This window comes from Maribacter polysaccharolyticus (assembly GCF_028882255.1).
Classification (GTDB): domain Bacteria; phylum Bacteroidota; class Bacteroidia; order Flavobacteriales; family Flavobacteriaceae; genus Maribacter_A; species Maribacter_A polysaccharolyticus.
Genome location: NZ_JARBUY010000001.1, coordinates 1,327,518 through 1,351,430 on the forward strand (window position 1 = coordinate 1,327,518; position 23,913 = coordinate 1,351,430).

Genomic DNA, 23,913 nt, shown 5'->3' on the forward strand with positions numbered 1-23,913 from the left:
TACCCGGGTACCATATACACACGGAATAGGGCGAATTAAACGCAGTTTGGCCCAAAGTATACAGTTTATCACATTAAAGGGAGTTGCTGTACTATATTCGTTACGCATGCAGTAGACAAACATTCATTTCCAATCTGGAGGTAATTTGTGTTTCCTTGCCATTTCAATTGGGCCAATGTCCCTGAAAAACCGAGTGAATATGGAAGTCACCCTCGTATTAAAACTGATTCCGTACACCTTTCGGCATCGCCTATGGGTTTCCCTTGCGGTTATTACCCTACTGACTTTCCATGCCGCACAATCCCAAAACGTTTCAGAGACCGGTCTCCCCTATATTCAGAATTATAGTCCAGATGAATATGGAGCTTTTATCCAAAATTGGGGTGCCGTTCAAGATAGTTTGGGTATTATTTATTTTGCGAATGGAGATGGCATACTCTCCTTTAATGGGGCGAGTTGGAAATTATTGGAATTACCTGGATTAGTAAGCCCAAATGCAATAGTATCTACAAAAAAAGGGACAGTTTTTTTGGGAGGAATTGATGAAATAGGCTATTTAGATTCAGATGAAATAGGCCAACTTTCCTACGTTTCTTTACTATCTATTCTACCGGAAAAATTTCATGATTTCAATAGAATAAGATCCATATATAGTGTAGCGGATGATGTATTTTTTAGTTCGGAAAAATACATTTTCAAATGGGATGGAATAAAATTTAAAATCTGGGAAAATTCTGGGGATCCTTTGCTGTTTTTAGCTCGCAACACCATATTTAAAAGAATACATGGGGAAGGGTTAACAGCTTATAATAAAGGAGATTTTGAATTGGTTTCACAAGGAGCAATGTTTGCCAATATAAAAATAAGAGCCGTTCTTCCCTATAAAAAGAACTCATATGTAATAGCAACCAATAATCAGCTATATATTTATGATGGCACCCGTTTTGAGAGATTTGAAACCAATGTTCCCGAATTCTTCAATGATAATGTCATTAGTTGTGGAATAGCTTTAAACCCCAATACTTTCGCTTTTGGATCCTTTAAAAAAGGAGTATTGATCCTAGATGACAAAGGACTGAAAAAAGTTATGCTCTCTAAAAAAGGAATATTTCAATCGAATATGGTAATTAATCTTTTCCAAGACCGATCTGACTTACTTTGGGCCTCATTAAATTCTGGAATAGCAAAAATTGAATATCCGTCTCCATTTTCCTTTTATAATGAGCTCAATAATACTCCTGGCTTAGTAATGGGTTTTCAAAGATATTATGACAAACTTTATGTGGGTACTGGGGAAGGATTATATGTGCTAAAAAATGATAATAAATCACAAGTTAATCTATTGGAACCTTTAGGTGACATGGGAATGGTTTTTGAAACCTTACTTCATAGAAACAAAATGTTAGTAGGCTCCAGAGGAGGGCTTTTTGAAATTGACAAAAAAGGAAACTCAAAAGAATTGTTAGATCTACCTAACGTTTCATCTTTGTGCGCCTCTAAAATAGATTCGAACAGGGTTTTTATTGGAACGAGTTCGGGATTGACCTCCTTATACCTAAAAAATGGCAGTTGGGCAATAGAACATATGTTTGAAGGAATAAATATTCAGGTCAGCAAAATTATTGAAGACATCAAAGGCAATTTATGGCTAACTATAAATAAAAACGAAGCAATACGAATTTCATTTGATGATATTCTGGAAACTAGGAATATAACAAATCCCATAGTAAGAACCTTCAAAGTGAAAGATGGGGTTCCTGATAATATTGGAAGGCAGTATTATATTGAAGATCAGCTTTATATTGAATCTGCTAATGAATTGTATTTGTTTGACCCACTTTCTCAGAAATTCGTCAATAATAAAAAATTACTTCAAAAACTAGGCCTTGATAACATAATAGCGAAAGTCCATTCGACCGATGATAATGGAAATATATGGTTAATAGAATATGACGGTGAAAATAGACTAGAACAATTGGCGGCCTTTGCCAAAAAAAATGGCTCCTATAAAGTGAAAGCGCTTGATGAAGAGAGAATAATGGACTTAAGAAAAAATGACATGTTTCCTGAACTGGAAGATAGTGTTATATGGTATCGGGGCAAAAAAGGGGTCGTCATTCGTCACGATTTAAAGCAAAAATTAGACAAAAGCATCCTGAATTCAAGGGCAATAATAACAGATATTTTTTGGCAAAACGACTCTCTGCTTTTTGGTGGTTATACGACTACTATTACAGCACAACTTCCCTATAAAAGCAATCAATTGCGATTTCAATACGCCAACCCGAGTTTCTACGACGAATCAAAAAATAAATTCCAGTATATCTTGGAGGGTTTTGATGAAGATTGGTCTGCATGGACCGATGAAACCAAAAAAGATTATACCAATATCCCGGCTGGGGATTATAGTTTTAAAGTCCGTTCAAAAAATATCTTTAATCAGGTTAGTTCATACGATAGCTATTCCTTTTCCATTCTACCGCCGTGGTATGGCAGTTGGTGGGCGTATGTACTCTATGGGTTGGGAGCGATCGGGATAGTGGCCCTATATTCTAAATGGAGGTCCCGGGAATTGCAACGGCAAAATGAAAATCTGGAAAATTTGGTCGCAGCACGCACTACGGAAATACGACATAAAAATGAACTTCTGAACCACCAAACGGAACAACTGGAGCAGTTGAACGAATCTAAGACACGCTTATATTCAAACATTACCCATGAATTTCGGACACCTTTGACGGTTATCCTGGGAATGGCGGAAACATTAAAAACGAATGTGCTGAACGACCGTTTTGAAGGGGCCGAAAAATCCTTGGAAATGATTCGTCGTAATGGCAAGAATCTATTGCAATTGGTCAATGAAATGTTGGATTTAGCCAAGGTGGAAAGTGGTTCCATGGAATTAAATCTGGTACAGACCGATGCCATTCCGTTTGTAAAGTATTTGAGTGAAAGTTTCCATTCCTTGGCACAGTCAAAAAATATCAACCTCACGGTATATTCAGAAATTGAATCTTTGGAGATGGATATTGACGTGAATAAAATGGCATCGATTATTTCCAATTTACTTTCAAATGCCATAAAATTCACCGGAGCCAATGGCAAAATAATCGTACACCTCAACAAAATCACGACAAAAGAGAGTGAGTTTTTCTCCATAAAAGTACAAGACAACGGTTTGGGGTTGGCAGAAGAAGATATTACCCATCTATTTGACCGCTTTTATCAAGTAGACAATGAATCGTCATCTAAACAGGAAGGGACAGGTATTGGCCTCTCCTTGGCCAAGGAATTTGTGGAATTGATGAACGGGACCATTGGCGTAGAGAGCACCCTTGGTAAAGGCAGTACTTTTACGGCACAAATACCGGTAACCCATAAGGCAGTCAAAACCTTGGATACCAAAATAACGGTTGAACCGCCCATTAAAAAAACAACGAACAGTAAAAACACGGAACCGTCAGTTTCAGAAGAGGCTTCCGCACTACCCTCTGTACTCATAATTGAGGATAATGAGGATGTGGCCCATTACTTAAAAACCTGTTTAAAAGGGAAGTACCAAACCATGCATGCCATCAATGGGGATTTGGGCATAGCAAAGGCCTTTGAAAACATACCTGATATCATTATCAGCGATGTTATGATGCCTGGTAAGGATGGTTTTGAAGTGTGTTCCATTCTTAAAACGGATGAGCGCACCGATCATATACCCATTATACTTTTGACCGCAAAAGTAACCACGGATGATCGATTGACAGGACTGGCCCATGGTGCAGATGCCTACCTTGGAAAACCTTTTAACGAGAAGGAATTGTTCATTCGATTAGATCAATTGGTATTGCTCCGCAAAAAATTCATCGATAAAATCCAAAAGGATGGCTTGAACATCTTTTTGGATAAAAAGGCTGAAGGTCCAGAAATAAAATTCCTCCAAAAAGTCATACAATCCATCAATGAAAATATGGACAATTCCGCATTTGGTTCAAGTGACCTAGCTGATAAATTACATTTAAGCGAATCACAGGTCTATAGAAAACTGAAAGCCATTACCGATAAATCCACAGCGGTCTTTATCCGTTCCGTCCGTCTTCAAAAAGCAAAAGAATTGATCCAAACTACGGATAAAACCATCTCCGAAATCGCCTATGAGTCGGGATTCAACGACCCATCCTGGTTTAGTAGGGCCTTTAAGGACGAATTTGGGTTTCCTCCCAGTGATTTATCTAAATAACTGATTACAAGCTTATTATATCTGTTAATTGCATTTTTATGCAATAATAGTACATGGATTTTCTTTCTGATTCAGAATTACTACATGGGATTGGAATAATGGTGAACCCCTTTTTTTTATTAGTACGATATCATTGTATCATATTTAATTAAATGGAATAGTTATGAAATCTACAATGAAATTTTTCACCTATGGATTAATCATTTTTTCATTAGTCATTAATTCTTGTGCTAAAGATGGAGAGGTTGGTCCGATGGGCCCAGCAGGTACAGCCGGTATTGACGGAACCAACGCGGAAGATGGTAATGCGAATGTACAAGCATTCGATATATATGTAAACAAAGAGGCTTGGAGTGAAAATCTACATTTTGGAGGGAACAATGAATATAGAAAATATACTATCCCAGCAGATAGTGTAGGAGGCGTTGAATTGAATTTTTTTTACGGTGCGGGAAATGTTATTCTTACGTATGCCAAACCATCCTATGCCTCTGGTGCTGATTACGGTACGCAGATCAATATTAAGCCACTACCCTATACATCTCTTGTTTCTGGAGTCTCGGGCAGTTTTGGCCTCCTAATAGATTATGCAGCCCAATATGGCAGCTTTACTCTTGCTAAGACTGTTAACGGGTATGAACCCGATAGAATTACAGAGGCAGAAATACCAGACACCATAGAATTTAGAATTGTCCTTATTGAGGCTTCAAATACAACTTCTAGTAAATCGATCCGTCCAGACATACTAAACGAATTGAAGTCGGCTGAAGTAGATATCAACGATTATTATGCAGTCTGTGACTATTATGGAATTTGTAAGAATTAAACTTAATGGCTTATTGGAATACTACGTACGATACTCCAATTGTCCTAGGAAGCCTTCTCTTGACTCAAAATTAAATCATATGGAAACAATAAAAACACTTTGGAAGAGCACCTACAAAATCCACCTCATCATTTACTTATTATTGGCCGTCGTGGTTACCCGGTGTAGCAAAGATGATACTAAGGAGCCTGTTGTCATAGCAACCCCAGAAGAAGAACCAGAACTAAGCGATGCCAAAGAGATCACCAGTTTTGTGTTTTTACTTACCAATAACCCCATTGACATTAATGTAGTGGCAAACATAGATGAAGACAATAAGACCGTTACGGCCGCCATGCCCCCAGATACGGACATTACAGGGCTATTGCCGGAAGTGAAAATATCTGAACTTTCAACTATTGACCATGATACAGCCCAAGACTTTACAGAGCCGATAGAGTATACCGTAACCGCAGAAGATGGTAGTACCACGGTTTATACCGTAACTATAACTAACCTGTTGACCCAACGGCAAATTTTACAGGCTATTCTAGATGCTAATCCGGGAAACATTCTCACTTGGAATCTAAATACAATCGAGAATTTAGGAGACTTAGACGGTGTAACGTTAAATACAGAAGGTGAAATTATTGAATTAAATATAGAATATGGGACTATTTCCACACTTCCTAAAGAAATAGGGCAATTAACAAGCTTGGAATCTCTAAATCTAGCTCGCAACCAACTTGCAGCAATTCCTGCAGAGATAAAGCAATTGGTTCATTTGGAATTTTTAAACGCAAGTAATAACGAACTTATGGTAATTCCTTCAGAAATAGGACAATTGACCAGTCTAATAGAATTAAACTTATTTGGATGTTATATTTCTCAAATACCCCCAGAAATTGGGCAATTGAAAAATTTAGAAAAATTGCATTTACACTGGAATAATATTACTTCGCTTCCTCCAGAAATAGGACAATTAACCAATTTGGAACTATTAAGGTTAGATGATAACGAACTTACTGAAATACCCCCAGAAATAGGACGCTTGTCAAATTTAAAAATGTTACTGATAGGAAGTAACGATTATACTGAATTACCTTCGGAAATAGGACAATTAACTAAATTAACAAGATTATCTTCAACCAATGGCCCACTAACTCACCTACCACCAGAAATAGGACAATTAAGAAATTTAACAGAATTGGAGGTTTATAATACCCAACTTACTTCCTTACCTCCAGAAATAGGCTTTCTTCGTCAATTAGAAAGGATAGAATTATTCCAAATAAATAATATATCTGTATTACCTGAGTCAATCTCTTATTTAGTCGAATTGCGAGATCTGATTGTTTTATCAGATGATATGATTACTTACGAAACTACTTCACAAAAAGATGCTCTTATTAGTATATATAGTGCCAACCCCGGTAACACCTTAGGTTGGGGAGTAGATAACTATCCTGAAGTTTCATTTGATGACAATGGCAACCCTAAGGCCATTACTATGAATAATAGAAACTTAACTAGAATACCAGGAAATATTTCGTCTTTATCAAGTTTAGAAAGCTTTAATGTAAATAGCAATAATCTGACAAGCTTACCATCTACGTTGGGCGATATAAATACATTAAGTGTAATAACAGCGGCGAGTAACAATCTAAGTACTGTCCCGTCAGAATTAGGGCAACTAAACAATTTAGCCCTATTGAGTTTGACCAACAACCCTATAAGTAGTATACCCCAAGAAGTATGTGAACTGCAAACAAATAGCGTCCCACTTACCCTACTTACAGATCCCGGTAAGGGTTGTGACTAAATACCTTTTTATCAAATTAAAAAACGCTTTAAACATATAGTTATGAAAACACGTACAACCCTTTATAAAAACATCTTTCCGATAAAGCTAATTGCCGTGCTCCTTTTAGTAACAAACACCATAGGATGTAGCAAAGATGATGACTCAGCCTCTAAGGAAATCACAAAAAGTAGCGAAAAGCAAATCACCAGTTTTGTTTTTCGATCAACCGTCACCTTTTTCCAAACCGATCTGGTGGCAACCATAGATGAAGAGAATAAAACGATCGATGTCACCGTACCACCAGATGCGGACGTTTCAAACCTGTTACCCGAAATTATGATATCAGAGGCAGCCACTATAGATAAAACCACAGCCCAAAACTTTACCCAGCCTGTTATGTACATGGTTACCGCCGAAGATGGGTCTACGGCCACATATACGATAACTGTTCATTTCCCATTAACACAACGTCAGGTTTTACAGGCCATTTTAGATTTTAACCCCGGCAATACCATAACTTGGGATTTACAAAACACCAATGATTTAAATGATCTTGATGGCGTAGTTACAAATACAGAAGACAAAATCACTCGTTTAAGCCTTGGAGAATTAGGCATAACTGCTTTACCCAAAGAAATTGGCCAATTAACCGATTTAACCTATTTATACCTTGGGGAATCCGAACTCAGGGAATTATCAAGTGAAATAGGGCAATTAACCAACTTGGAAGAATTGCATCTACATGATAACTTTCTTACCTCCTTACCCAAGGAAATTGGCAATTTAGCTTCTTTATTGTTTTTAGGTCTTGATGGAAACTCGCTGACAACATTACCTGATGAAATCAACAAGTTAAAAAACCTGGAAAAACTTTATTTAGGGGCCAACCAGCTCACCGCTATACCAGCAAATATTAGTGAAATGGTAAATCTTACACAACTTATCCTATCCAGCAACCTATTAACCGAATTACCTATTGAACTATGTTCATTGGTGAATTTGACCATATTGGATTTGAGTATCAACGATATCATATCGGTGCCCCAAGAAATAGGGCAGCTGGTTCATTTAGAAAGGTTATTCTTGGCTGGAAATGAACTTACTACGATCCCAAAGGAATTGGGGAAATTGGTAAATCTTGAAATTCTGTCATTAAACAATAATCAACTTACTTCCGTTCCTCCTGAAATAGGGTTTCTCATAAACTTAAAGACATTGCGCTTATCCGAGAACAACATAACTACTTTACCATTATCGGTTTATTATATTAAGAATTTTCATAATCCTACAATGACCATCACCCATGATCTGGTCCAATTGGGAAATGACACACCAATAGACGCGCTCATTGGAATTTACACTGCTAACCCCGAAAATACCTTGGGTTGGAGCGTGGACCACTATCCTGAGGTTACATTTCATGACAATGGTAACCCTAAAACCATTACCATGAACAATAAAAACCTGACAAGAATACCTGAAAACATCAACCGTATTAATTCCTTAGAGACTTTAAATGCAAACAACAATAATCTAGAAAGCCTACCCTCATCCCTTGGAAGTATAGAAACTTTAGCCGTTTTGACTTTGGCCAGTAACCAACTTAATACAGTTCCGCCGGAGTTAGGACAGCTAAACAATTTAGCCTTACTGAGTATAACCAACAACCCTATAAGTAGCATACCCCAAGAGGTTTGTGATCTGCAAATATCGAACGGAGGCATACTTACCATCTTAACTGATTCTGGTGAAGGTTGTGATTAAATGAAGGGACAGAATGATCTTTAAAACAATACTATTTCAAAATCATATAAATCAAAAATCATGTATACGGATATCACAGAAGGGCGTAAAAGAAATTTCATTTACTTAATTATATGTCTTTTGATATCCGTTTATCTTTCCCCTATACTCGCCCAAGATACACGCGATCATCGACCAAATAAAAAAGCCTTTGCCAGTCAAGTATTCTATTTTGATGAAGCTGATGCCATTTTTGGTAAAAGAACTGAGGTTAAAAAAGCATACCCCACATTTAAATATACGGGTAAGGTACCTACAATCAGGGTAACCCAAGCATTGAAGGACGGGGTGAATTCGATTTATGGATTGAAGTCTGGCCACACCTTATATGCCATTGTACAAAAAGGAAAGATAATTCGATTTGAAGGGGCCAATGACGGGTCCTCCAATACATTACTTTTTTCAGAAACTGACAAAAACAAATCTTGCTTTACTTGTACAGAACTCTGTTTTAATACGGCAGATGGCAGCGTACAAGATTGCTGGACGATTTGCGAAACGGTTGATTGTTCAAAAGATTACAATGCCCAAAAACAAGGACAATCGGCACCAACACCAAAATCACCCCCATTACCAGTAGGACCCATTCCCATACCCTATCCAAATAGCTCAAAGTTGGATAGCACGAACCGGTTTAACCCCAATTAAATACGTGTAGGTCAAATACCTGCATTTTGATAAGGGGACTTTATTAAAATCTTAGAACAAATAAATTTAAAGTCAAATATCATGAAGACAGCAACGATATTGAAGTTTATAAAGAACCCGATTTACCCATTTATCGTGTTTTTTACAACGGTTTGCATTTGGCCCGTTCAGGCGCAAACCGTTCGCGACCATAGAAATAAACCAAAAAAAACGGTGGTACGTGACCATAAAAACCAAACCACCTTTAAACCCTTAAACCATTATTGGAATGGTAGTAGAAAGGACAACCAGCTTACTGCAACAATCGAAGGTAAGAATGGGGCATTAGGCGCGGACTATCGTTTTGTGCGACAAGATGGATATGTCTTGGAAAAAGCTTCTAGCATAGAAGGTCAAGCAGTACCCCTCTATTTGTACTACAGCGATGCACGAAAAGACAATTTTACAACTGCTACAACTGAAGGAATCAGGGCTGCTAAAGCGGCGGGATATAAAAAAGTAAGAGTCCAAGGTTATATTCTAAAAAATGTAAAACCAAAATATCAACATTTATACAAGCCGCTTTGGTTGTATTACCATGACACACGAAAGGACAATTTCACAATTGCTACAGCAGAGGGGAGGAGCGTAGCAGAAGCAGACGGTTATAGAAAGGTACGAATTGAAGGTTATATTTTAAACGCTTTAGACAATAACCATCAAATAGAACTCACAACAGTACTAAGTGCAAGGTACTTGAACAATTATCCAAGCGACCGAGGAAATGGTTGGAGTGACAAACTACAAGGTGTTGGCCATAACGATGCCAATTGGTTTTTTACGCAAAAGAAGCGGTTGTGGAAGTTTCCTATATCACACGACCTGAACAAACATATTAGTCGAAGTAATTTGCCCTCTGGAGTCAAAACCGTATCAATTCCAAATGTATTGAGTAGTAAAGGCTACAACCATTTTGGTGATCTGGTCGAATATAAGGGCTTTTTGTTTATCCCTTTGGAAGCTGAGCACAATAGCTATGGAAAAGTAGTTAGTTATGTAGGTATTGAAGTAGACAGTCCTAAGAACGGAAAGAACCCATTAATTGCAGTATTTAGAGCCTCTGATTTATCTTATGTTGGTTCGGGTGCTTTACCAGCCCAGACCAAAGCTGGTTGGTGCGCTATTCACCCTCAAAATGGCATGTTGTATACGTCTAACAATAGTATGAATATCGACAATAAATTACTGGTCTATACCATGGACTTAGAAGCTTTGAAAGAGAATAGGAAATGGCTAAAGTATAGTGGTTCTAAAGATTTGTTGGATGAGAATGGAAACATTATTACCATAAAAGAATACATGCAGGGTGGGGAATTTTCAGATGACGGTAAATTTCTGTTCATCATAAATGGTAAAGGCACTGATTTCAATAAAAAAGATGGGGGTATATGGGTTTTCAATTTTAAAACTAGAAGAAAGGCACTAAAATCTGAAACCAGTGGAATTTTTAAATATGAATTTAATCCAGGTTATAATATGGAAGAACCGGAAGGTCTTACCTACTGGGATTTAGACAACTTAAACGCGCCAGGAATCAAGGGGAAGCTTCATGCTATCTTATTGAACAGCGATGCCACGAGTAGCGATGAATTTTGGTTTAAACATTATGATCTTAAATCAGTTAGAGTCTCTTTATATGGGAATTGAAGGCAAGAATAAAATAATTCTAAAAATTAAAGTTATGATACTAAAAACAAAATTAAAAAGAAACCTGATTTGCCTGATAATAGGCCTTTTTGTAACAGTCTATGTTTCGCCACTGCAAGCTCAAATTGTACGTGACCATAGAACAAAAAAAACAAGCGACCCTTTTACAAGGTTAAAGACCGAAGCAAAAAAAACGGCAGTACAGAAATCTAAAATGACCTCGGTTCAGATAACCGTAAACAATCCTAATTGGAAAGGAACGTCAAAGACTAAAATTGAATTCGTACCATTTAAACTTGAAGATAAAAACGGAAATCCTATTCCGCCAAATAAGAGGGTTTCATTAAAAGATGGTAGAGTAATCACGGCACAACAGTATTTGAATGAAACCAATGCACTCGAAAAAAAACTAAATAGCCAAGGTTATAGTTTAAGGAACAATGGTGAAAAGGTTGTTTCTAGAACTGTCACAAATAAAAAATTTTTAGATGGGAGAAGAGCTTTGGCACCGAAATCCATAGGTGCTTTTAAAAAAGAAGCAGAAGTTAAAAAATTCATGAGTTTAGAACAAAGGGTTAAAGTGGTTGGGGCATCGCCAAACGGTAGGTCCCCGATGATCATGCTAAAGCCATATAGTAGCTATACACAAAGAGAGCGGGAAAAGATAAATATGTATAATTTTTCTAAAAGAGCAGGAACTGTCATAGCACAAAAAACAACAAAACAGCGACCTTTTAAGGACCTGAGGCCAAAAAAAATAGGCAACCTTTCAAAACTCTATGAATTCAATAAAACGAACAGTAAAAATTGGGGGTTTGGAAATCCAGATACATTTCAAGCAAGTCTAGAAGGATCTATTACCCGTTTTGTAAAAATTTACCCTTTTGACCCACAAAATACCGACAATAACAAGTCGGAGTTTAAAGTAAAAGCAACAAGCAAAGCAACAGGCTCACTTTTAGGAAAATCCATAGATGTTCTTAATGCGAGTTGTCAATTTTACGCACCTTCCAATGTGTCCAAAAAAATGAGTGCGACAATTTCGGTAAAAGCATTGGAAATGAACCTTTTTCCTCCAAAATCAACCACTTTTTCACAGCAAGAATCATTTTCTAAAACCTATGGTAGATCTTTTGATAAATCTTTTCCTTTACAGGTGCCAATTTTGCCAGGAATAGATTTTGTAGGCCTTATTGGTGTAAAAGGGGAAGTAGGATTTGAATATGAAGCAAAAATTGAAAGAACGGTAGCCTCCGTTCATGCCAAGCCTTTAATTGATCTAAAAGTCTACGGCGAAGGCGGTCTTAATCTTATAGGGGTCTTCGAAGGCGGTGTTGAGGCAGAATTAACCTTTATCAAAGGTGAATTGGACTTAAATGCATTCGCAGGCATATTCAGTCAAAATTCTGAAAATATCGTGGTTGGCATCAATCATTATTTTGGATACGACATTGAAATCTTAAGTGGTTCAATAAGTGCCTATGGTGAAGCCTGCTCCCCCATAGATATCCCCTTTATTGATGATTGTTATCGGAAAGAACATGAATTGTTCGAATGGAGTGGCTTTATGGATTCCGGAACCATAACTGAAGGTGGATTCGAACCTTTTACATTGAAAAACATCGCAAGATATGATGAAACCCCAGTGTTCACCCAAGATTAGGAAATAATGAAAATCATCGGAAATTTAGGTACCCTACTTCTTTTATGTTCCTTTATTCATGGATGTATCGGGAGTAGAAGTACCCTTGGTCCAAACCGATCCCATTATACCTACAGTGCGGAAAATTTCGGGTATAGCGATATAAAAAAACTTTATAATCCTGATTCCGTAATTGCTGCCAATGACTTTTTCGATAGTGAATCATTACAGTATTTGGAAATGACCCTTCAGAGCGATTTAGAAAAAACAATGCTGATAAAAACTAAGGACAGTATGTTGATCTGTTATCAATTACAAAACCCGATACTGAATTTAAAGAACGAAGGAATTTCAATTGATCTACATCCGATTCTTCAAGAGTTGATAAAACCGGTATTTGTATATACCGATACTTATGGAAAAATAGGAACTATACGATTTGATTCTCAATTGTCTGAAATAACAACGGGAATATACAAAGACATACTTAGTAGAATGCAATTTGTAAGGCCCATGGAAAATGCTAAAGATTGGCGAACGACCGAAGAGAATACCCAAGGGACCTATATTGCCGAATACCAAAGCGTGGATTCCCATAATTCCAATCCAATCTACAAAAAGAATGTGCTTATTTATCTAGCCTACAAATCGGAAAATGAAAATCAAAAAATAAACACGGATAGCAATACCATTATAGAAACTGATGCTACCGGGGCAATCAAGAAAATAAATATTTCCGAAGCCCAAATCGTGGTACGGGACAATGACACTTTGAGTGTACAAGGGGCTAAAGTGTCGGTCTTTATGCTTTTTGAAAAGCAAATGGAAAATATTGACATTTCACCTCTCTTAACGCTGGAAAAATCTTCTGCCTATAATCAGAAAACAACATTGAGTGAGGCTACCTCACTAGGGGAGATCAGAAGAACGGCCTATAAAGGAACTTTAGGTTCGGATAATTGGGAGGCCTTAATTCAAAAACTGTCAAAAGTAAATACCTTGAACGAAGCTTTGAAAGAAGATTTGATTTTAAAGTTTAGGGCTCTATTTTATCTGCAGCCGGAGTATTGCAGTAAGGCTGTTTCTTTCCTCGATAATCAATTAGCCACCTCTAGTGAATTTGTCATATTAAGCAAAGCCTTAACCATTACCGAAACCCCTAGTGCCACAAATGCCTTGGCGTTGCTTATAGATAAGAACAAAAGTAACGAAGACCTAGTGGGGGCATTGATTCCCGTACTGACCACCACAAAGTACCCTACAGGCAAAGCCATTGAAGTTTTAAAGAAAATAGCCTTTAAGGAAGATGAATCCCTAGGATATTTTACAAAATCAACAGCACAACTCGCCTTAGGTGGTATGGCCAAACATCTAAGGCCTTCCGATAGTTTAGGATCCCAGGCACTGACAAATTATCTTATTGAAAAAATGAAAACCGAAAAAGATACGATGCAGCATCTAATGGTATTGGGCAATACAGGATCTCCTGCAATCTTCCCATATATAAAATCTTTATTGGAAGACAAACATCCGTCAGAGGAAATAAAACTTGAAGCCGTTTCCACCTTGGGGCCCATAGATGACATGGAAGTATCCGTTTACTTAAAAAAATTGTTGCAGCATGCGAATGTGGCTATACAAAATAAGGCTAAGGAAGTTCTTGATTTTAAGATGGACAATTAGGAATAAGCACATAGAACAGTAACACTAAAACCAAAAGCCATGAATATTGCAATGAAGTCAAAAAACACTATTATTCTACTAACAATAAGCATCTTAGCTTTGTTGTATATTGTTCCGGCGTACGCCCAAAATATCCGTGATCATCGAAAAAAGAAAACGGCAGAAAAATCGGGAGTCGAAACATTCCATCCCCAAAGTACAGAACGCATTGCAAAAAAAGTCAATGCATATTTACCTTTTCATCAAGAATCAAAACTTGTCGCTATGGAATTTGTGGATGGTATGGCGGTCATGGAAGGTGATATAGTATTGGGGCCAAGCCATCTATATTCCGGTGAAAATCAATTTGCCGTTGTCATTGATGGTGATACATATCGCTGGAGAGATGGTATAATTCCCTTTACGATTGAAAGCGGACATCCCCAACGGGAATTAATCCTACAGGCCATTCAACATATTCATGAACAAACCAATCTTAAATTAGTTTCACGCACCATTGAAAATGATTATGTCACATTCATTACAGGAGATGGTTGTTGGTCTAGAATAGGCAGATGTGGCGGAAAGCAAAGCATCAATATTGGGGCTTGTGGTTTTGGCAGTATTGTCCATGAAATTCTGCACACTGCAGGATTATGGCACGAACAGTCTCGCGAAGACCGGAATGAACATGTCACCATACTATGGGAGAATATAAAACCGGACAAAAAAAACAACTTTGAAAGACATATTTCTGATGGCATTGATATTGGACAATACGATTGTAACTCTATCATGCATTATCCGCCTTACGCTTTCAGTAAAAGTATTTTACCAACCATCACGAGTACAAAATGCACCTCTTTTGGTCAACGCAGCGGCATGAGCTCGGGAGATAAAATGGCAATCAATGAATTGTATAAAGTTACAGTGCCTGAAAATCTCACCAATAGGCCTTGGTATTTGGTGGCTAGGCATAGTGGTAAAGTAGTCAATATCCACGGGGGTCGCCTAAATCCTAAAGCCAATGTACTGCAATACGAACTCATTCATAAAGATTCCCAAAAATTCCGTCTGCTTAAAGCTGGAGGCGGATATTACTATATCCAAAATATTAGGAGTAATCTAATACTGGATATTGAGGGTGGAAATGCCTCCCCTCCTTCAAATGTTTGGCAATATCCAAAAAATGGCACCGATGCCCAAAAATGGCAATTGATAGATGCCGGGAGTGATTACTTTTATATACGTTCGAAATTGGGTGACTTGAATTTAGATGTACAAGGAGGACTTACAAACAATGGGACAAATATCAGGGTAGCGGCTATCAAAGGAGGTCCGGCACAACAGTTTAAACTTAAGGCAGCCCATAATTCCTCCCCACCAAGGGATAATTACGCCAAACCCTTAGAGCATTATTGGAACAGTAGCCGAAAAGATAACTTCACCACAGCTAGTGCCGAAGGTAAGAATAATGCCATAAACGGGAACTACAGATTTGTTCGCGTAGATGGTTATGTATTAAACAAACCTACTTCTTCCGAGGGTACGGTTGTACCCCTATACTTGTATTACAATAATTCAAGAAAGGATAATTTCACCACTGCCTCGGCCGATGGCATATGGGCTGCAGAAGCCGGGGGTTATCGCAAAGCTGGCATTGAGGGCTATGTCTTGAGATCGGTAAAGCAGAAATACAAACACTTATACAAACCACTTTGGTTGTATTATCATGACAAACGAAAGGACAATTTTACCATTGCCACACCAGAAGGAATGCGAATTGCAGAAGCAGGCGGTTACCGTAAGGTAAGGATAGAGGGCTATGTTAGGATTGATATGACTTCAAATCTTGCAACAAACCAAAATACAAAAACAAAAAATTAGTATGCTGAAGGATGTGCTTGACCAAACCCATTCACAAATACTCCTAGAAGTTGCATGAATGGTGAATGACTGTTCTTTAGTATTAAACTAGTATTGTATAAGCAAAATAATCAGTTGGGCCACAATCTCCTCCTAGCCACCCAACCCAAGCCTTTTAAAAGGCATAACCATTTATTTCAACAATCTAAAACCTAAAATCATGAAAAAAATTCTTGTTATCCTTTACGGGATTGTCGCCTATGTTATTTTTTTAATCGCATTCATATATGCCATTGGTTTTGTCGGCAATTTAGTGGTCCCAAAATCCATTGATTCGGGCGTTGAGGGGCCCTTACTGCAATCTATTTTAATTAACATTGGACTTCTTAGCATATTCGCCCTACAACATAGTGTTATGGCTCGACCTGCTTTTAAAAAATGGATCAAACGGTTTATCAATCCGGCTATTGAGAGAAGTACTTATATTCTATTATCGAGCCTTGCACTTTTACTTATTTACTGGAAATGGCAACCCATGACCACAATAGTCTGGGAAACGGATGGTACAATAGCCTTGCTATTGACCGTAGTTTTCTTTTTGGGTTGGCTGGTGGTATTCCTTTCCACCTTTATGATAAGCCATTTTGAGCTTTTTGGACTTACCCAGATCTATGAGAATTTCAAGGATCAAAAATTGACGTATCCAAAATTCCAGACGAAGTGGTTCTATAAAATCGTAAGACATCCGATTATGTTAGGCTTTATTATCGCTTTTTGGGCAACACCGACAATGTCACTTGGGCATTTGTTGTTCACAGTAGTCACTACTGCATATATTTTGATAGCGGTCAAATTTTTGGAAGAAAAGGATTTGAAAAAGATAATTGGCAAAGAATATGAAGAATATCAAAAAAAGGTACCTATGATCGTACCATTTATGAAGGCCAAAGCATAGCTAAAAAACATACAACAGGAAAACCATTTATTTGCTGACTATACGTAATCAATGACAGATCGAACGTGAATTGTTCCCTGACATACAGATTACTGATTTATTCGGATTAAAAATGTTACATTACAGCGATAACTATCTGTTTTTTAACAGCTTATTTATTATCAAACACTGCATCAACACCCCACGATCTTACTAAATACCGCAAGTAATTGCATACATAGTGGAGGTGATTCTTAGGGAAGAACATTAAAATTGTGACAATCGTATATAAAAGTGAATAACAACAATTTATGCTATTAAAAGTGTCCATTACCAAAAGTGCAGTTTAAATATTGACCATTACGCTTCCCTATCCCCACATTACCGCATGCTGGAAATAACAGCAATCGCTGTTATGAATGTTTAACTTAAAAATCATAATCATGAAAATCAAAAAAGAAGACCTTCCAACAACGATGCAGGACGGAAATTTACACATGCGCGCACAATCCGATTGCGGAGGCATAACCATAGGGTACAACGAACTACCGGCAGGGACCGATTTTACACCCCTGTTAAAAGGATTGATCAAAGACCTATGCCATTGTCCGCATTGGGGTTATGTCATAGAAGGAAAAATGCTGATTATTTACGATGACGGAAAAGAAGAATTGGTAACCAAAGGTGATGTTTACTACTGGCCCGCCGGCCATACCGCCATTGTAAAGGAAGATCTGAAATTACTTGAATTCAGTCCCACAAAGGAGCTCAACGAAGTACTCGCCAATGTGGGAAAAAGAATGGCTGAAATGACGAAGTAAGAATAACAATCCATTAACGAGTATTTTATGAGAAAAAAAGGGGAAACACCTATAGAAATCGAAAGAGAGGAATTCAAAAAATTGGGATATCAATTAGTAGATGCCTAAGCTGGATTTATGGATAATATTGACGAATATCCGGTTACTAGAGGGGAATCCCCTTTGCAAAATCTTAATGTATTAGGGGATTCCTAATTTCCCAAGCACTGAAAAACGGCTCAAGAAATAGTAACCCGATCAACTGAATTATTATTGGATCATTCCTTGTTTAACGGTCATCCGAAGTTTCTGGGTTATATTACCTCCTCACCTGCCCCTATAGGTATCCTGGCGGATATGCTTGCAGCCGCGGTAAACCAAAACCTAGGTGCCCAGATTTTAAGTCCTATGGCCACTGAAATAGAGAAACAAACCGTAAAATGGTTGGCCCAGTTCATTGGGGTATCACCGAGTTATGGGGGCATTTTGGTCAGTGGGGGCTATATGGCCAACTTTAACGCTTTTCTGGTCGCGAGGACCGCTAAGGCTTCTAAAACCCTAAATGAAGATGGACTCCTTGGCTCCAATTCAAAACTAATTGCCTATTGCTCTAAAACTACCCATACTTGTATAGAAAAAGCAGCCATATTATTTGACCATGGATCCAAACAAATTCGTTGGATTCCCACTGATGCATCAAATAAATAATGCCATTCTAGGGCAAACCATTGAAAATGATATTAAAAAAGGGTGAGTCCAAATATATAAATTAGAAAATCATATCCATTGTTTAATATTTGGCCCATGTCTCCTCGAACACAGTCGAGAAGTCAATCATCAACCATAAATTTCAGTAGGTCTCGACTGCGCTCGACCAGACATATTCTTAATTGTATGAAATTAGAATGACCATATAGATCGGAAGTAAAAACATTCCTTTCATGAATCCATTAAAAAATCACCTTCAGACACGATTCCTTTTCATAAAGTAGGCTACACAAGTGTTTTTGCTTCTATTTATGCTTCAAAGGAAATTCGCACGCTGCAGAATTCCCAACTTAACCTGTGTATTTTTCACAACCTCAATGCGAACCATAAGAGATTTTTGTTTTTCGACAATTCTATAAAAAAAGGACTGATTCCAATCCATAAACCGACGATTGAAAATGGAAAATTCGGTATCTTGAAATCATTAAAATAACCCACCATGACCCGATATTTCTTTACCTTATTGTTTACCGTAATTACGGGTGCGGTTGCCGCACAGACGAATATCATCGGATTCACTTCCGAGAACACCAAAAAACAACTAGAGCTCGAAAAGTCATTCGAATCCAAGCTCAACCCTAAAAACTTAGATGAATGGATGCAGAAAATGTCGGCCCAACCCCATTGGGTAGGTACCGAGTTTGGACGCAAGAATGCCGAGTGGATACAAAAACAATTCAAATCCTGGGGATATGATGCCAAAATCGAAACTTACCATGTGCTGTTCCCCTATCCAAAAATAAGGGTTGTGGAAATGACCGCGCCCACAACCTATACGGCAAAATTGACTGCCGTACCTGTTGATGGCGATGAATTCACCGCTCAGGGAGATGCCCTACTACCCAGCTATAATGCCTTTTCGACCGATGGGGACGTAGAAGCTGAATTGGTGTTTGTGAATTATGGCATTCCTGCAGACTATGAGGAATTGGACAAATTGGGCATTTCTGTCGAAGGGAAGATCGTTATTGCCAAATATGCCGGATCGTGGCGGGGCATAAAACCTAAATTGGCCGCAGAACATGGTGCCATCGGTTGTTTGATTTACTCAGACCCTAAAGATGATGGATATGTTCGTGGCGATGTATATCCAAAAGGCGCATTTAAAAACAAAACTGGCGTGCAACGTGGTTCCGTAATGGATATGCCAACATATCCAGGGGATGTGTTGACACCGGGCTACGGGGCAACAAAAGACGCCAAGCGCTTAAATCGCGAAGATGCCCCAACCATCACAAAAATACCGGTATTACCTATTTCTAATGAAGATGCCCAACCTTTACTACAGGCATTGGACGGCCAAGTGGTACCGAATTCTTGGAAAGGTGGATTACCTATTACCTATCATATCGGTCCGGGACCTGCCAAAGTACATCTGAAATTGGAATTTGACTGGCAACTAAAACCCGCCCACAATGTTATTGCCACCATGAAAGGCACCGATTTTCCTGACCAGTGGGTTATGCGTGGCAACCACCATGATGCTTGGGTACATGGAGCCAACGACCCTATCAGCGGTATGGTGGCCCTTATGGAAGAAGCCCGGGCGGTTGGGGAATTGGCAAAAAAAGGCCATAAGCCCAAGCGCACCTTAATCTATTGCGCATGGGATGCCGAAGAACCCGGACTTATAGGTTCTACCGAATGGGTAGAAGACCATAAGGCAGAGTTACAACAAAAGGTAGTCGCTTATATCAATACCGATGGCAATGGCCGTGGATTTTTGGGTGCCGGGGGCTCCCATTCCCTTCAGGCTATGGTAAGTGAGGTGGCCGGAACCGTAATAGATCCGCAAAAAGGCGTTTCGGTGAAAGAAAGGAAAAGTGCCTTGAACAGGGTCAATGGAGGTGAAAAGGACTTTGGTCTTTATGCTTTGGGATCGGGTTCGGACTATACCCCGTTTATCCAACATGCCGGAATTGCAGCCTTGAATTTGGGGTTTGGCGGTGAAAATGCAGGGGGAGAGTACCATACCATTTATGATACTTATCCCCATTATAAAAGATTCAAAGATCCCGAGTTCGCTTATGGGGTCGCCCTTGCCAATACCGCAGGTCGAATATCCCTACGACTGGCCAATGCCGATGTATTACCCTTTGAATATGAACAATGGCACCAAACGGTTTCGACCTATTTGCAGGAGGTTATAAATACCAGCGAAACCATGCGAAGAGAAGTTGAAAAACACAATAAAATGGTCGATGAAAATATATATGAGCTGGCTGCCGACCCTAGAAAACCATTTAAAAAACCGGTCAAAGAAGAAGAAATACCTTATTTGAATTTCGCTCCCTTGCAGAATGCGATGGCGGCCATGGAAACAAGTATAGCTGCTTTTTCTAAAATCGATATTTCCAAATTATCAGCTGCCAAACGCGATGACCTCAACAATAAACTGATGCTCGCAGAGCATGTCCTTACCTCAGAAGAAGGATTACCTAGAAGGGGTTGGTACAAACACCAAATATATGCCCCTGGTTTTTATACCGGTTATGGGGTAAAGACCTTACCGGGTGTACGGGAGGCGATAGAACAAAAAAATTGGACGGAAGCCCAGGAACAGATCAATAAGTTGGCCGACACCTTTAATGCCTTCAATACCTATATTCAAAAAATGAGCCCCTTAAATTAGCCCAATGCCCTGAACGTATTGAATGAAGTGTTCAAACCACGGGTTACGGTAATTGCCCTTATGCATTACAGTTGAAGAAGTAAAATCGACAAACGCGATCGATTTCGTTTATATAGGTTCAAAAGTATGTTCCCAATAGGCTCGTTGTTTTCAATTTTAGGGGTCTTTTGCCTAGTATTCCCTATAACCAATTCAACCTTGACCCTGAACGGGCCGATTAGGCTAAATAAATAAGCGGCGTCTTTGGGTACCGAAGAAGAAGATAAGAAGCTATTGATCGCATTGAAAGGAATATTAAAAATCCCTTACAGACCCAAGCATTCGATTTATAATTGGCTTACCTTCTTTTTTGCGGCTTCAAATTCGGCTACAATTTCGGAAACGATCTCGGCGGCCGGTTTTATATCATGTATTAAAGCGGATACCTGACCGATTTCAAGTTCCCCCTCTTCCATATCCCCCTCAAACATCCCTTTTTTGGCCCGTGCCCTACCCAAAAGTTCTTTCAACTGTTCTTTGTCCGCACCCTTTCCGTAGGCTTCCTGTACATCGTGGTAGAACTTGTTCTTGATCAATCGAACCGGTGTCAATTCTTTAAGGGTCAATTGGGTATCCCCTTCCCCGGCTTCAACCACTTTCTGTTTGAACAATTCATGGGAAGATGCTTCGCAACTGGCTACAAATCGACTCCCGATTTGCACCCCTTCCGCACCCAACACCATGCTGGCCAACATAGCCTTTCCGGTGGCAATGCCACCTGCAGCGATTACGGGAATATCGATTTTTTCCTTAACTGCAGGAATCAGTACGAGGGTAGTGGTCTCGTCGCGTCCATTATGACCACCCGCTTCAAATCCTTCGGCCACAATAGCATCTACCCCCGCCTCTTGGGCCTTTAGTGCAAATTTGACACTACTGACCACATGCACCACAGTTATGCCATGGGATTTTAAATGCCCTGTCCATGTTTTGGGATTACCAGCAGCGGTAAAGACGATTTTGACCCCCATATCAATAATGAGCTCCATTAGCTCATCAATATTGGGATACAACATGGGAATATTTACCCCAAAAGGGCGATCAGTTGCTTTTTGGCATTTTTGAATATGTTCCCGTAAAACATCGGGATACATGCTCCCGGCCCCGATCAGTCCCAAACCACCTGCATTCGAAACTGCGGAAGCCAAGCGCCAACCGCTGGCCCAAACCATTCCTGCTTGTATAATGGGATATTCAATCCCGAAAAGTTCGGTAATTCTGTTTTTCATTATAACTGGGTATATTAGCACCTCCCGATTAGGTTCGAAAGGAAATGATCAATTAAGAAATAACCCCTGAGCCGATCAACTCATCCCCATCATACCAAGCCACGAATTGTCCCTCGGTAATGGCCGATTGTTTTTCATCAAAATCCACATAAAGTCCATTCCCGACCTTATATAAGGTTGCTTTTTGCAAAGGTTGTCGATAGCGTATCCTTGCCATAACCTCCATGGTTTCCCCTTCCTGTAAAGCTAAATCCGTACGTATCCAATGCAACTCATCATTGGTAACGAACAAGGTCCTACGATATAATCCCGGATGTGATTTTCCTTGACCGGTATAGATGATATTCGCATCCACATCGGTTTCTATGACATACAATGGCTCTTTAGTGCCCCCAACATCCAAACCTTTTCGTTGGCCTTTGGTAAAATAATGCGCTCCTTGGTGTTCCCCAACGGTCTTACCGTCTTTAGCCGAATAAATAGGCTTTTTTGAATAAAACGCCAATTCATCTTCCTTTTTCGTAAACTCCGGAATCCTTTCCATATAAGGCCCCGCCGATGCATCGACTTCAACGATCACCCCCTTTTTGGGCTTTAATTTCTGCTGAAGAAATTCGGGCAACCTTACCTTACCGATAAAGCAAAGCCCTTGGGAATCTTTTTTATCGGCCGTGATCAAGTCATTGTCCGCAGCGATGCGTCGAACTTCCGGTTTTGTGAGTTCCCCGATCGGAAATAGTGTTCTAGACAACTGTTCTTGGGAAAGTTGGCATAAAAAATAGGATTGGTCCTTATTCCCATCAATACCCGACAAAAGCCGAAAGGTTTCCTTTCCATTCCCATCCATGAAGGAATCTTTACGACAGTAATGCCCTGTCGCAACATAATCGGCCCCCAATTCGATCGCGATCTTCATAAACACATCGAACTTTATTTCGCGATTACACAATACATCAGGGTTTGGGGTCCGCCCTTTTTCGTATTCATCGAACATATAATCCACGATACGTTCCTTGTACTCCTCACTCAAATCTACCGTTTGGAACGGAATTCCCAATTTATCGGCAACGATCATGGCATCATTACTATCTTCCAACCAAGGACATTCTTCTGAAATGGTCACGGAATCATCGTGCCAATTTTTCATAAAAAGGCCTATGACATCATATCCCTGTTCTTTCAATAGATATGCGGCCACACTCGAATCAACGCCTCCCGAAAGTCCTATAACTACTTTGTCCATATTTTTTTAAAAAGAGTACAAAAATACAAAATTAGGTTATGGGATGGCATAGTTGGGCATCACCATCCCATTGATCCCATTTATTTTTGTTAAACTTTTTCTAATTATAGTTAAACAAGAA

At 39.0% G+C, this 23,913-nt stretch carries 15 protein-coding genes; 13 read left to right on the forward strand and 2 right to left on the reverse strand.

Annotation, left to right across the window (positions count from 1 at the left end):
- The first annotated feature begins 199 nt into the window (after positions 1-199).
- The 13 genes from PHU20_RS05695 to PHU20_RS05755 all read left to right on the forward strand — a co-directional run bounded on the left by PHU20_RS05695 (position 200) and on the right by PHU20_RS05755 (position 21,281).
- Positions 200-4,231, forward strand: a complete 4,032-nt coding sequence (locus PHU20_RS05695; RefSeq protein WP_274824376.1) for a hybrid sensor histidine kinase/response regulator transcription factor — start codon at positions 200-202, stop codon at positions 4,229-4,231.
- A gap of 163 nt (positions 4,232-4,394) precedes the next feature.
- Positions 4,395-5,057, forward strand: a complete 663-nt coding sequence (locus PHU20_RS05700) for a hypothetical protein (protein ID WP_274824377.1) — start codon at positions 4,395-4,397, stop codon at positions 5,055-5,057.
- Positions 5,058-5,136: 79 nt separating this feature from the next.
- Positions 5,137-6,858, forward strand: coding sequence for a leucine-rich repeat domain-containing protein (locus tag PHU20_RS05705; RefSeq protein ID WP_274824378.1), 1,722 nt, complete (start codon positions 5,137-5,139; stop codon positions 6,856-6,858).
- A gap of 42 nt (positions 6,859-6,900) precedes the next feature.
- Positions 6,901-8,604, forward strand: a complete 1,704-nt coding sequence (locus PHU20_RS05710) for a leucine-rich repeat domain-containing protein (protein ID WP_274824379.1) — start codon at positions 6,901-6,903, stop codon at positions 8,602-8,604.
- A 60-nt stretch (positions 8,605-8,664) separates the two neighbouring features.
- Complete coding sequence (locus PHU20_RS05715; RefSeq protein ID WP_274824380.1) at positions 8,665-9,291, forward strand: hypothetical protein; 627 nt, start codon at positions 8,665-8,667, stop codon at positions 9,289-9,291.
- 81 nt (positions 9,292-9,372) lie between these two features.
- The gene (locus PHU20_RS05720; protein WP_274824381.1) at positions 9,373-10,977 is read left to right on the forward strand and encodes a hypothetical protein; all 1,605 of its coding nucleotides are present in this window, start codon (positions 9,373-9,375) and stop codon (positions 10,975-10,977) included.
- Positions 10,901-12,640 carry a hypothetical protein gene (locus tag PHU20_RS05725; RefSeq protein WP_274824382.1) on the forward strand — a complete coding sequence of 580 codons (1,740 nt, stop codon included), beginning with the start codon at positions 10,901-10,903 and terminating at the stop codon, positions 12,638-12,640. The genes PHU20_RS05720 and PHU20_RS05725 overlap by 77 nt, the downstream gene beginning before the upstream one ends.
- Positions 12,641-12,646: 6 nt before the next feature.
- Positions 12,647-14,302, forward strand: coding sequence for a hypothetical protein (locus PHU20_RS05730; RefSeq protein WP_274824383.1), 1,656 nt, complete (start codon positions 12,647-12,649; stop codon positions 14,300-14,302).
- Between the two features lie 39 nt (positions 14,303-14,341).
- Positions 14,342-16,168 (forward strand): M12 family metallopeptidase, encoded by a 1,827-nt coding sequence (locus PHU20_RS05735; RefSeq protein ID WP_274824384.1) that lies wholly within the window; start codon positions 14,342-14,344, stop codon positions 16,166-16,168.
- Between the two features lie 199 nt (positions 16,169-16,367).
- A complete protein-coding gene (mddA, locus tag PHU20_RS05740) occupies positions 16,368-17,102 on the forward strand; it encodes a methanethiol S-methyltransferase (RefSeq protein WP_274824385.1) in 735 nt (244 codons plus the stop codon).
- A 422-nt stretch (positions 17,103-17,524) separates the two neighbouring features.
- On the forward strand, positions 17,525-17,902 hold the full coding sequence (locus PHU20_RS05745) for a cupin domain-containing protein (protein WP_274824386.1): 378 nt from the start codon (positions 17,525-17,527) through the stop codon (positions 17,900-17,902).
- Between the two features lie 252 nt (positions 17,903-18,154).
- Entirely contained in the window at positions 18,155-18,589 is a 435-nt protein-coding gene (locus PHU20_RS05750; RefSeq protein WP_274824387.1) for a pyridoxal-dependent decarboxylase, read from the forward strand.
- A 499-nt stretch (positions 18,590-19,088) separates the two neighbouring features.
- Positions 19,089-21,281, forward strand: coding sequence for a M28 family metallopeptidase (locus PHU20_RS05755; protein ID WP_274824388.1), 2,193 nt, complete (start codon positions 19,089-19,091; stop codon positions 21,279-21,281).
- 326 nt (positions 21,282-21,607) lie between these two features.
- On the opposite strand, the gene PHU20_RS05760 is transcribed toward PHU20_RS05755, so the two are convergent.
- On the reverse strand, positions 21,608-22,549 hold the full coding sequence (locus tag PHU20_RS05760) for an NAD(P)H-dependent flavin oxidoreductase (protein WP_274824389.1): 942 nt from the start codon (positions 22,547-22,549) through the stop codon (positions 21,608-21,610).
- Between the two features lie 52 nt (positions 22,550-22,601).
- On the reverse strand, positions 22,602-23,792 hold the full coding sequence (mnmA, locus tag PHU20_RS05765; protein WP_274824390.1) for a tRNA 2-thiouridine(34) synthase MnmA: 1,191 nt from the start codon (positions 23,790-23,792) through the stop codon (positions 22,602-22,604).
- Positions 23,793-23,913: the final 121 nt, after the last annotated feature.

Bases quoted from the DNA above. Each gene is read 5' to 3' on its own strand.
- PHU20_RS05745 (WP_274824386.1), top strand. From the start codon at position 17,525: ATGAAAATCAAAAAAGAAGACCTTCCAACAACGATGCAGGACGGAAAT.
- PHU20_RS05710 (WP_274824379.1), top strand. From the start codon at position 6,901: ATGAAAACACGTACAACCCTTTATAAAAACATCTTTCCGATAAAGCTA.
- PHU20_RS05720 (WP_274824381.1), top strand. From the start codon at position 9,373: ATGAAGACAGCAACGATATTGAAGTTTATAAAGAACCCGATTTACCCA.
- mnmA (WP_274824390.1), bottom strand. From the start codon at position 23,792: ATGGACAAAGTAGTTATAGGACTTTCGGGAGGCGTTGATTCGAGTGTG.
- PHU20_RS05705 (WP_274824378.1), top strand. From the start codon at position 5,137: ATGGAAACAATAAAAACACTTTGGAAGAGCACCTACAAAATCCACCTC.
- PHU20_RS05735 (WP_274824384.1), top strand. From the start codon at position 14,342: ATGAATATTGCAATGAAGTCAAAAAACACTATTATTCTACTAACAATA.
- PHU20_RS05725 (WP_274824382.1), top strand. From the start codon at position 10,901: ATGCCACGAGTAGCGATGAATTTTGGTTTAAACATTATGATCTTAAAT.
- PHU20_RS05755 (WP_274824388.1), top strand. From the start codon at position 19,089: ATGACCCGATATTTCTTTACCTTATTGTTTACCGTAATTACGGGTGCG.
- PHU20_RS05715 (WP_274824380.1), top strand. From the start codon at position 8,665: ATGTATACGGATATCACAGAAGGGCGTAAAAGAAATTTCATTTACTTA.
- PHU20_RS05695 (WP_274824376.1), top strand. From the start codon at position 200: ATGGAAGTCACCCTCGTATTAAAACTGATTCCGTACACCTTTCGGCAT.
- PHU20_RS05760 (WP_274824389.1), bottom strand. From the start codon at position 22,549: ATGAAAAACAGAATTACCGAACTTTTCGGGATTGAATATCCCATTATA.
- PHU20_RS05730 (WP_274824383.1), top strand. From the start codon at position 12,647: ATGAAAATCATCGGAAATTTAGGTACCCTACTTCTTTTATGTTCCTTT.
- mddA (WP_274824385.1), top strand. From the start codon at position 16,368: ATGAAAAAAATTCTTGTTATCCTTTACGGGATTGTCGCCTATGTTATT.
- PHU20_RS05700 (WP_274824377.1), top strand. From the start codon at position 4,395: ATGAAATCTACAATGAAATTTTTCACCTATGGATTAATCATTTTTTCA.